General features: G+C 63.9%; 1 protein-coding gene (only partly in view). It reads right to left on the bottom strand.

The genetic code is table 11. The features are described 5' to 3' along the window. Positions 1 to 12,341, bottom strand: partial view of an amino acid adenylation domain-containing protein gene (locus AC1DVF_RS03940; protein ID WP_477782038.1) — the 5' portion only. The gene continues 676 nt to the left of window position 1, outside the view; the window shows 12,341 of its 13,017 coding nt (coding positions 1-12,341); the start codon lies at positions 12,339 to 12,341; the stop codon falls past the left edge of the window.

Here is a 12,341-nt window from a genome sequence, read left to right as displayed (position 1 = left end):
GGTCGGTTCAGATAACCGCGCGCCACCTGCACGCCAGCGATGTACAGCTCGCCGATCACGCCTTGCGGCACGGGTTGCTGTTGCGCATCGAGGATGTACATGCGGGTGTTGGCGATCGGTTTGCCAATTGGCGTGTTGTCCGGGGTCTGCTCGATCGTTCCCGCGCAGTCCCACGCGGTGACATCGACGGCGGCTTCGGTCGGGCCGTACAGGTTATGCAACGCGCTGCCCGGCAATTGCAGTTTGAAACGCCGCACCACACGGCCCGGCAACGCCTCGCCGCTGCACATTACCTGCCGCACGCTGTCGCAGCGTGTGGTGTCGCTGTTGGCGAGGAACACATCGAGCATCGACGGCACAAAGTGCAGCGTGGTGATGTGTTCGCGCTCGATCACTTCGCTCAGGTACTGCGGATCCTTGTGCCCGCCGGGCTGCGCCATGACCAGGCGCGCGCCGGTCATCAGCGGCCAGAAGAACTCCCATACCGAGACGTCAAAACTGAATGGGGTTTTCTGCAACACCGAATCGGCAGCGGTCAGGCGATAGGCGTCCTGCATCCACAGCAAGCGGTTGACCACCCCGGCATGTTCGTTGACCACGCCTTTCGGTTGGCCGGTGGAGCCGGAGGTGTAGATCACGTAGGCGCTGTGCTGTGGTGTCAACGTCGGGATTTGCGGATTTTCGGCGGACAAGGAGTGCCAGCTGTTCTGGTCAAGATCGACCACTGCCGCCGTGATATCTCCCAGCAACTCGCTGGTAGCCCCGTGCACCAGCACCACGGCCGGCGCGCTGTCCTCGAGCATGTAGGCCAGACGCTCCGGCGGATAGGCCGGATCGAGCGGCACATAACCAGCACCGGCCTTGTTGATTGCCAGCAGGCCGATGACCATTTCCAGGCTGCGCTCGACGCAGATCGCCACCCGCGAATCCACTTGCACGCCGAGACTGAGCAAGTGCCCGGCCAGGCGGTTGGCGCGTTCGTTCAACTGCGTGTAGCTCAATGCCTGTTCGCCGGCGACGACGGCCACAGCCTGCGGCGTACGCTGCACCTGCTCTTCGAACAAGCCGTGCAGCGTCTGCTGCAAGTCGTAATCGACGGCGGTATCGTTGAGGCCGAACAGCAACGCCCGGCGCTCTTCGTCCGGCAACACCGTCAGGCCGTTCAACGGTTGCTGCGGTGTGTGCTCCAACGCTTCAACCAGCACGATCAGCGCGTTGTGCATGTACTGGCCGAGACGTGCCGCGCCAATGCGCGACGGCGTCATCACCGTCAGTTCAAAACCGCTGCCCAGATCGTCGACGTTGAGGGTCAACGGGTAGTTGGTGCGTTCCTCGCCAGCAAGGGATTCGATGCCCTGCCAGGCCTCGCGCTTGGTATTTTGCTGAGCTTCGCTGTCGCTATGGCGGTAATTGAGCATCGCGCTGAACAGTGGTGACGGCGCCGCGACACCGCTGCAACGCTGGGCCAATGCCAGCGAAGCATGTTCGTGTGCCAACAGCGCACTGAGCCGCGCATGCGTTGCCTTGACCCCGGCGCGCACGGCGGTTTCGTCGACATCCACGCGCAATGGCAAAGTGTTGATGAACATGCCCAGCCCGCGATCTGCGCCCGCGCCGCCCTGCATGCGGCCCAGCAGCACCGTGCCGAAGACAACGCGCTCCTGGGCCGACGTTGCCGCCAGCACCTGCGCCCAGGCGAGATGAAACAGACTGGCGACGCTGACGCCGAGCAAGCGCGCCTGACTGCGCAAACGCTGCGCCACCGAGGCAGGCAGTGGCTGGCAGACTTCCTCGATGTCATTCCCGTCGCCATGCACATCCTGCAAACCGAACGGCAGTGTCGGCTCGTCGATGTCGCCGAGCATCTCGCGGAAGAACGCTTCGTGCTCGTGTTCGCTGACGCCGAGGCGGGTCTGCGCGACATAATTGCGGTATGGCACGGCGGACACAGGCAGTCGCTCATCACCGTGCAAAATCGCCTGCATTTCTGCGCTGACCACCGCCAGCGCGGTGTGGTCCATGGCGATGTGATGGAACAACAGCATGGCGACGACACGCTGATTGTCCGGATCGAGGGCATACACCAAACGCAGCAACGGTGCCTGATCCAGTTCCAGACACCAGTGCCGCGCATCGAAACGTGCGCGTAGTTGATCGATGGCTTCGCCCTGCGCGGCTTCAAGCACCACCGCTTGGACCGGCAACTCCGCACGGCGCCAGACCACTTGCACCGGCGCCGCCAAGCCTTGCCAGACAATCGATGTGCGCAGGATATCGTGGCGCGTCATGACCTGACGCAACGCCGCCGCGAACCCTTGAAACCGTTCAATACTGTCGAACGCCAGACACGATTGCAGCAGGTACGGATCGCCCTGAACCGCACTGAGGTGGTGATACAGAATCCCTTCCTGCAACGGTGCCAGCGGATAAATGTCCTGCACGTTGGCCGCGCCGCCCGGCACCGTGGCGACGATGCGCTCGATACTGGCCTGATCCAGTTGCACCAGCGGCAGCATTTCCGGGGTAATGCGCGTGCAATCGGCAGGAATCAGATTGTCCGGCACGGCGACCTCGCGGCCACTGCCCACCGCCGCCGCCAGCGCAGCCAGGGTCGGTTGGCTGAACAGCACGCGCACGTCGGTGCTCAGATCGACCTGACGCATACGTTCGATCAGCGTTACCGCCAGTAATGAATGCCCGCCCAGTTCGAAGAAGTTGTCGTGACGGCCGATCTTTTCGACCTTGAGGACGTCCGACCAGATTTGCGCCAAGGCGATTTCCACCGAACCTTGTGGCGCGGCATATTCACGGCTCAGCCACGCCATTTGATCCGGTTCTGGCAACGCCTTGCGGTCGAGTTTGCCGTTGGCGGTCAGCGGCAGTGCTGGCAGGCGCACGTAAGCGGCAGGCACCAGGGCTTGCGGCAACTGCGCTTGCAAATGACTGCGCAAATCCTCGATCTCGACGTTCAGGCGTTCGGTAAACCACGCCAGCAACTGGCCGTCGCGCACCAACACCACGCAATCCTGCACAGCCTCGTGAGCGCTCAACGCCGCTTCGATTTCGCCCAATTCGATGCGCACGCCGCGCAGTTTGACCTGATCATCGTTGCGCCCCAGGTATTCGATGTTGCCGTCAGCCAGCCAGCGTGCGAGGTCGCCGGTGCGGTACATGCGCGCCTGCGGTTCATCGCTGAACGGATCGCCGAGGAAGCGTTCGGCAGTCAGCTCGGGGCGATGCAGATAACCGCGCGCCACGCCGGCACCGCCGACATACAACTCGCCAGCAACGCCAACCGGTACGGGGCGCTGCTGGTCATCGAGCAGGTAAATCTTCGCGTTGGCCATCGGCCGACCGATATGCAGCACCCGCCCGGCCTCGACCGCGCCGCAGGTGGCAACCACCGTGGCTTCGGTCGGGCCGTAGTTGTTGATCACCGCGAACGTCTGCTGACGCGGGAACTGGCGCAATTTGTCGCCACCGATCAGCAGCGTGCGCAAGGTCGGGTGGCCGAGGTCACGACTGAAGGCGTATTCGGCGACGGGCGTGGGCAGGAAACTCACCTGCAACGGCTGCGCGCGCCACCACGCCAGCAACTCGTCGAGGTGCTCATTGCTCACCGATTGCGGTGGCAGATGCACGGTCGCGCCGATGCACAGCGCTGGCCAGACCTCCCACGCCATGGCATCGAAACCAAACCCGGCGACACTCGACGTGTGACTGCCGGCGTGCAGGTCAAAGGCGCCGTTGTGCCAGTGCACGAGGTTTTCCAGCGTCGCGTGTTCGACCATCACGCCTTTCGGCTGGCCGGTGGAGCCCGAGGTGTAGATCACGTAGGCCAGATGCGCCGGGGTCAGCGTCGGCACCTGCGGATTGCGGTCCGGCAGATGCGCCCAGTCACTGCCATCGAGATCGATCACAGACGCAGCACCGAGCAAATCACGCGTCGAAGCCTCGGCCAGAACCGCCAACGGCGCGCTGTCCTCAAGCAAGTAAGCAATGCGTTCCGCCGGGTAGGCCGGGTCGACCGGCACATAACCGGCGCCCGACTTGAGGATCGCCAGCAGCGCCACCAGCATCTGCGGGCTGCGCCGCACGCACACGGCGATGCGGTCGTCAGGCTGCACGCCAAGGCTGAGCAGATGGTGAGCCAGGCGGTTGGCGCGTTGATTGAGCTGGCCATAGGTCAGCGCTTGCCCGCCCTGCACCACCGCCAGCGCATGCGCCCGTTGTGCCGCCTGAGCCTCGACCAGCGCATGAAGGGTTGCGCCACGGCGAAACGCGACGGCACTCCGATTGAAATCGACCAGCAGTCGCGCCTGCTCCGGCAGCGACAGAATCGGTAGCTGATTGAGTGGCATTTGGGGCTGCTGCTCCAGCGCTTGCACCAGTTGCTCCAGTGCGGTGTGCATGTAACTGCAGATCCGCTGCGCACCGATCTCGGCGAGCGCCAGCACGTCCAAGGCAAAACCGTCGCCCAGATCATCCACCGACAGGGTCAGCGGATAGTTGCTGCGCTCCTCGCCACCGAGCATGCGCACGCCTTGCCAGATCCCCTGGCCGTCGCGCGGCTGTTGTGCGGCGGCGCTGTGCCGGTAATTGAGCAAGGCGCTGAACAGCGGCGCCGAACCCGGCATGCCGCTGCAGCGTTGAGCCAGCGCCAGTGACGCGTGTTCATGAGCGAGCAGCGCCGTCAGCCGCGCGTGGGTGGTTTTCACCCCGGCGCGCACACTTTCAGCGAGCCCCACCCGCAGCGGCAGGGTGTTGATAAACACCCCCAACGTGCGGTCGGCGCCCTCACCGCCCTGCATGCGCCCCATCAACACGGTGCCGAAGACCACGTCGCGACGGCCGGAAACGACGCCCAACACTTGCGCCCAGGCCATGTGCATCAGGCTCGCCGGGCTGACGCCCAACTGCCGCGCCTGTTCACGCAGGCGCAGATTGAGCGTGGCATCGACCGCTTGCAGCGCTTCTTCGATGCCACGCCCGTCGCCCTGAACATCCTGCAGACCGAAGGGCAAAGTCGGCTCGTCGATGTCGCCGAGCATCTCGCGGAAGAACGCTTCATGTTCCTGCGCATCGGCGCCCAAGCGTGCCTGCGCCACGTAATTGCGGTACGGCATCGGCGGCGTCAGCGTGTCGAGCTGATCGAACATCAACGCGTGCATTTCCCGGCCGATCACGTCCATGGCGGTGTGGTCGAGAATCGAGTGATGGAACAGCACGATGGCGACCACTTGCTGGTTCAACGGATCCTCGGCGTAGACCATGCGGATCAACGGAGCTTGATTGAGGTCGAGGCGGAAATGCCGGGCATCGAAACGCGCGTGCAGCTGTTCGAGAATGTCGCCGTCCTGCGCATCCAGCAGCACCTGCTGGACGACCATCTGCGCCTGCCGCCAGACTACTTGCTGCGGGCTCGGCAAGCCTTGCCAGACCACGCTGGTGCGCAGAATGTCGTGACGGGCGATGACCTGCTGCAAGTGTTCAGCGAAGCTGTGCAAACGTTCAAGGCTGTCGAAGGCCAGACGCGATTGCAGCAGGTACGGATCGCCCTGTTCGGCACTGAGGTGGTGATAAAGAATGCCTTCCTGCAACGGTGCCAGCGGATAGATATCCTGCACATTCGCAGCACCGCCCGGCACCGTCGCGACGATACGATCAATGCTGGCCTGATCCAGCGTGGTCAGGGTCAGCATGTCCGGGGTGATGTGCGTGCAATCGGCCGCAATCAGATTGGCCGGCACTGCGATTTCCCGGCCACTGCCCAAGGCTCGCGCCAGTGCGGCCAGACTCGGCTGGTTGAACAGCACGCGCACATCGGCGCTCAGACCGGCCTGACGCATGCGTTCGATCAGGCTCACCGCCAACAGCGAATGGCCGCCGAGTTCGAAGAAATTGTCGTGACGGCCGATCTGATCGATGTTGAGGACGTCGGCCCAGATCTGCGCCAGCGCCATTTCGACCGGGCCTTGGGGCTTTTCATATTCACGGCTGAGCCACGCGTCCTGATCCGGTTCGGGCAAGGCCTTGCGGTCGAGTTTGCCGTGGGCGGTCAGCGGCAGGCTGTCCAGACGCACGTACGCCGCCGGCACCAACGTGTCCGGCAAGAGTGCTTGCAGATGCTGGTGCAAATCGCCGATCTCGACAGACTCGATGGCGGTAAACCAGGCGACCAGACGGCCGTCGCGCACCAGCACCACGCATTCGCGCACCGCGGCGTGAGCGCTCAGCGCCGCTTCGATTTCGCCGGGTTCAATGCGCACGCCGCGCAGTTTGACTTGATCATCGTTACGCCCCAGGTATTCGATATTGCCGTCCGCCAGCCAGCGCGCGAGGTCGCCGGTGCGGTACATCCGCGCATGCGGTTCATCGCTGAACGGGTCGTCAAGGAATTGTGCTGAGGTCAGTTCCGGACGATTCAGATAGCCGCGCGCAACCCCGGCGCCGCCGACATACAACTCGCCTTGTACACCGGTCGGCACTGGTTGTTGCTGACGGTCCAGCAAATAGACTTTGGCATTGGCAATCGGCCGGCCTATGTGCAAAACCCGCCCGGGCTCGATGCGCCCGGACGTCGCCACCACCGTGGCTTCGGTCGGGCCATAGTTATTGATCACGGCAAATGTCTGATCACGCGGGAACTGGCGCAACTTGTCGCCACCGATCAGCAACGTGCGCAGGGTCGGATGGCCCAATTCACGACTGAAGGCATATTCGGCCACCGGGGTTGGCAGAAAGCTCACCTGCAACGGCTGCGCGCGCCACCATTCGAGCAGTTCATCAAGATGTTCGTTTTTGATCGAAGACGGTGGCAGATGCACGGTCGCGCCAACGCACAACGCCGGCCAGACTTCCCAGGCCATGGCATCGAAACCGCAACCGGCGACGCTGGCAGTGTGGCTGCCGGCATGCAGATCGAAGGCCTCGGCGTGCCAGTGCACGAGGTTTTCCAGGGTGCGGTGCTCGACCATCACGCCTTTCGGCTGCCCGGTAGAACCCGAGGTGTAGATCACATAGGCCAGATTCGCCGGGGTCAGCCTCGACAGCGCTGGGTTGGTGTCAGGCAAGTGCTGCCAGTCGGTGGCGTCCAGATCGATCACGGGGACAGCGCCAAGCAGGTTACGCGTCGACGCCTGCGCCAGCACCGCGATCGGGTCGCTGTCCTGCAACAGGTAGGCGATGCGTTCAGCCGGGTAATCCGCATCGATCGGCACATAACCGGCGCCGGCCTTGAGAATCGCCAGCAGCGCAACCAGCATGTCCGGGCCGCGACGCAGGCACAGCGCGACACGGTCATCGGTTTGTACGCCGAGGCCGATCAAGTGATGAGCGAGACGATTGGCGCGCTGATTCAGTTCGCGGTAGCTGAGCCGTTGCTCGCCCTGCACCACCGCCAGCGCTTCGGGATGTGCCGCCACTTGCGCTGCGAACAGGCGCGGCACGGTCTGCGCCGGCGGGAATTCACGACCGCTGATGTTGAAGCCGACCAGCACGCGCTGCCGCTCACTCGGCGACACGATCGACAGTTGCTGCAACGGTGCCTGCGGCGTGTACTCCAGTGCCGTGACCAGACTGTGCAACGCGGTTTGCAAGAAATCGCAGACCCGCGCGCCGTCCACCTGTGGCACAGCTTGCACGCTCACACGGAAGCCTTCGCCGAGGTCGTCGACGCTGACCACCAACGGATAATTGCTGCGCTCGCGGGAGCTGAGAATCTGCACGCCGTCCCACGCTACAGCGGCCGACTCGGGCGCGCTGTGGCGGTAGTTGAGCAAAGTGCTGAACAGCGCCTGCGCACCGCTAACACCACTGCAACGCTGGGCCAGCGCCAGCGAGGCTTGCTCATGGCCGAGCAATTGCGCCAGACGCGCATGGGTACCCCGCACGCTGCTCTCTACCGAATCCGCCCCGACGCTGACGCGCAGCGGCAAGGTGTTGATGAACATGCCCAACGCCCGATCTGCGCCTTCGCCGCCCTGCATGCGCCCGAGCAATACCGTGCCGAACACCACGTCCTGCTGGCCGGACACCTGCGCCAACACCTGAGCCCAGGCCTGATGCACCAGACTGGCCACACTGACACCGAGCCGCCGCGCCTGCTCACGCAGACGTTTACCGAGGTCGGCATCGAGCTCGGAATGACTGTCGAGAATGTCGCTGCCGTCGCCGTGCACGTCCTGCAGACCGAAGGCCACGGTCGGCTCGTCGATATCGCCAAGCATCTCGCGGAAGAACACCTCATGGGCCTGATCATCAACGCCGAGCCGCGCCTGGGCGACAAAGTGGCGGTATTGCACCGGCGGCGGCAGATCCTCGCTGCGGCCAAGCATGACGTCATTCATTTCCGCGACCAGCACGTCCAGTGCGGTGTGGTCGAGGACGATATGGTGCATCAGGAGAATGCCGATCCAGCGCTGGTTTGGCTGATCTTCGGTGTAGACAAAACGCATCAGCGGCGCGCGATTGAGGTCCAGACGATAGTGGCGTGGATCGAAACGCGCCTGCATCTGCTCGAGCACGTCGCCGTCGAGTTCGTCGGCATCGACGCGTTCCAGCGCCAGCGGCGCCTCGCGCCAGACCACTTGTACCGCCTCTTCAAGCCCCTCCCAGAAGATGCCGGTGCGCAGAATGTCGTGGCGCGCGATCACGCCGTTCAAGGCGCGAACGAAGGTTTTGATCTGCGCCAGACCGTCGAAGGCAAATTGCGCCTGCAACACATACGGATCACCGGCACTGGTTGCCAGATGGTGATAGAGAATCCCCGCCTGCAACGGCGCCAGGCCATAGATGTCCTGCACATTGGCGCTGCCGCCCGGCACGGTTGCTACGACACGGTCGATCGCGGCTTGATCGAGATTGCTCAGCGGCAGCATGGCCGGGGTGATGCGCATACAACCCGGCTCGATCAGGTTGTCGGGAACGACGATGCCGCGTTCGCTGCTCAAGGTCGCCGCCAGCGCGGCCACACTCGGCTGACCGAACAGCACGCGCACATCACAGTGCAGATCCTGTTGGCGCATGCGTTCGATCAGCTTCACTGCCAGCAGCGAATGACCGCCGAGCTCGAAGAAATTGTCATGACGCCCGACCTGCTCGACACCAAGCAATGTCTGCCAGAGACCAGCGATCAGATTCTCTACCGCTCCGACCGGCGCTTCGAAACCGCGCCGCGCGAATGCATCGCTGTCCGGTGCCGGCAAGGCTTTGCGGTCGAGCTTGCCGTTGGTGGTCAGCGGGAAGGCCTCCAGGCGCACGAAGGCGCTCGGCACCATGTAGTCAGCCAACCCCGCCAACAGATGATCACGCAATTGCGCCACATCCGGCGCCGCACCTTCATCGGCCAGCCAGTAGGCGACCAGACGCTGATCGCCGGGGCTGTCCTCCCGGGCGATGACCACGGCTTCGCGCACGCCTTCGCAACTAGACAGACGTGCCTCGATCTCGCCCAGCTCAATGCGGAAGCCGCGAATTTTTACTTGATCGTCATTGCGACCGAGGTATTCGAGGCTGCCATCCGCAGCCCAGCGCGCAAGGTCTCCGGTTTTGTACAGCCGCGCATCGACATTTTCAGTGAACGGATCATTGATAAAACGCTCGGCAGTCAATGCTTCACGATTCAGATAACCGCGCGCCACCCCGGCCCCGCCGACGTACAACTCGCCGACCACGCCGACCGGAACCGGTTTGCGCTGAGCATCGAGGACATACAGTTGCAAATCGGGAATGCGCACGCCAATCGGGCTGACGCCGAGCAACTGCGCGTCGGCGGCTTGCAGCGGCCGATAGGTCACGTGCACGGTGGTTTCGGTGATGCCGTACATGTTCACCAACCGCGTGCCGGCATTGCCGACCCGCGCATACCACGGCTTGAGCAAGCCCGGTTCCAGCGCTTCGCCGCCGAACACCACTTCCCGCAACGAGTGTTGCAGCTGACTGCGGCCCTGCGCGGCGATCAGTTGGCGGAAGGCGCTCGGCGTCTGGTTGAGTACGGTCACGCCGGTCTGGCAGAGCAATGCATAGCAGTCGTCCGGCGAACGGCTGACGGCTTGCGGGATCAGCAGCAATTGCCCGCCGAACGCCAGCGCGGCCCAGATTTCCCAGACCGAGAAGTCGAACGCGAAGGAATGGAACAACACCCCGATGTCTTGCGGGTTGAACTGGAACCAATCGTGGGTGGCGGAAAACAACCGCGCCACGTTGCAGTGCTCGACCATCACGCCTTTGGGTAAACCGGTGGAACCGGAGGTGTAGATCACGTACGCCAGATGCGCCGGGGTCAGCTCGGGGATCTGCGGGTTGCTGTCGAGTTCGGCCTTGAGGTGAGCGCTGTCGAGGTCGATCTGCGGCACTTCGAGAGCGGCCACGCGCTCGCGCGTCGCCGCCTGCATCAGCACCGCTGCCGGGGCGCTGTCCTGCAAGGTGAAGCTGATTCTGTCGAGCGGATAGGCCGGATCGATCGGCACGTAACCGGCGCCGGCCTTGAGCACACCAAGCAGGCCGATGATCATTGGCACGCCACGCTCGACGCAGATTGCCACGCGGTCGTCGGGACGAATGTTCAGGGCCAGCAGATGATGCGCCACCTGGTTGGCACGGCGGTTGAGTTCGCCGTAACTGAGGGTTTGTCCGTCGAATATCAGCGCCGTGGCCTCAGGCTGGGCCTGGGCATGGGTTTCGAATTGCTGGTGAATCAACAGGGTTTCCGGGAACTGTGCCAGCGGCGAATTGACGCCGTACAGCAAGTGTTCGCGTTCGCTGGCCGGGAGGATGCGCAGCGTTTGCAGCGGCACATCGGCGCTGGTTTGCAAGGCTGCGAGCAGACTCTCCAGCGCCGTGTTCAGGTACGCGGCCATGCGCTCGGCCCCCAGCGCTGCATCCGCCAGCGCGGTGATGCGCAAATCGGCGCCGAGGTCATCGATGTTGATGGTCAGCGGATAGTTGGTGCGCTCGCGGGCACCCAACACCTGCACACCGGGGGCGATGTCGATCACCTCCGCCACTTCCTCAACGCTGCTGTGTCGGTAGTTGAGGATCGCGCTGAACAGCGGCGTCGGCACCGCAACGGCGCTGCAGCGTTGCGCCAGGGCTAGCGAAGCCTGCTCGTGCGCCAGCAGCGCGGTCAGGCGCCGATGGGTCGCCAGCACGCCGGCGCGCACGCTTTGCTCGCCAACATCAACGCGCAGCGGCAAAGTGTTGATGAACATGCCCAACGCCTGCTCACCGCCCTCGCCCGCGTCCATCCGCCCCAGCAGCACGGTGCCGAACACCACCGCCGTGCGCCCGGACAATTGCCCGAGCACCCGCGCCAGCGCCAGATGCGTCAGGCTCGCGACGCTGACGCCGAGCTGCCGTGACTGCTCGCGCAACTGCCGGCTCAAGCGGCTGTCGAGCATCAGCGAGGCTTCCTCGATGGCGTGGCCATCGCCCTGCACATCCTGCAAACCACAGGGCAGTGTCGGCTCGTCGATATCCGCGAGCATGTCGCGGAAAAACGCTTCCTGTGCCTGCTCATTGCCGGCATTGCGTGCCCTGGCCAAGTGATCGCGATACGGCACTGCGGCAGGCACTTGCGCGGTCTGCCCGAGTAGACAGGCCTGGATTTCCCGACGCAGCACATCCAGCGCCACGTGATCCATGATCATGTGATGAAACAGCAACAGCGCGACCACGCGGCCCTGCGCGGGATCCTGCGCATACACCAGACGCAGCAAAGGCGCTTGCTGCATGTCGAGACGGAAGTGCTGCGGGTCGTGGCGTGCGAGCAGTTGCGTGAGCACGTCGGCGCCACTGTCGACGGGGACTTCCTCACACACCAGCGGCGCCTCGCGCCAGACCACTTGCAGCGCTTCGTCGAGGTATTCCCAGACGAACGAGGTGCGCAGGATGTCGTGACGGTTTACCACCCAGCGCAGCGCGTCGGCGAAGGCATCCAGCCGTTCCTGACTGTCGAATACGAAGCGCGCCTGCGAGATGTAAGGGTCACCGGCAGCGGCCGAGAGGTGGTGATAGAGCATGCCTTCCTGCAACGCGGACAACGGATAGATGTCCTGCACGTTGGCGGCGCCACCCGGCACCGTGGCGACGATGCGGTCGAGGGCATCCTGCTGCAGATCCACCAGCGGCAGCATGTCCGGGGTGATGCGAAAGGCCGGGCTCAGCCAGTCGCCGCCGTGTTGGGCGACCAGCTCCAGCAGTTGCGCCTTGTGCGCCGCGAGGCTGTCCCACAACGCGTCATCCAGCGCGTCGTCGCTGCCCAGAATGACCAGGTCTTCATCTTCCTGTTGAAGGCGGATCGCACGGGTGGAAATGGCAGCCATCAGTTCGCTGAAATGCAT

This window comes from Pseudomonas sp. P4_D7, from assembly GCF_056401755.1.
Note: the sequence above shows the minus strand (reverse complement) of the source record. Positions and strands in the feature narration are given on the sequence as shown.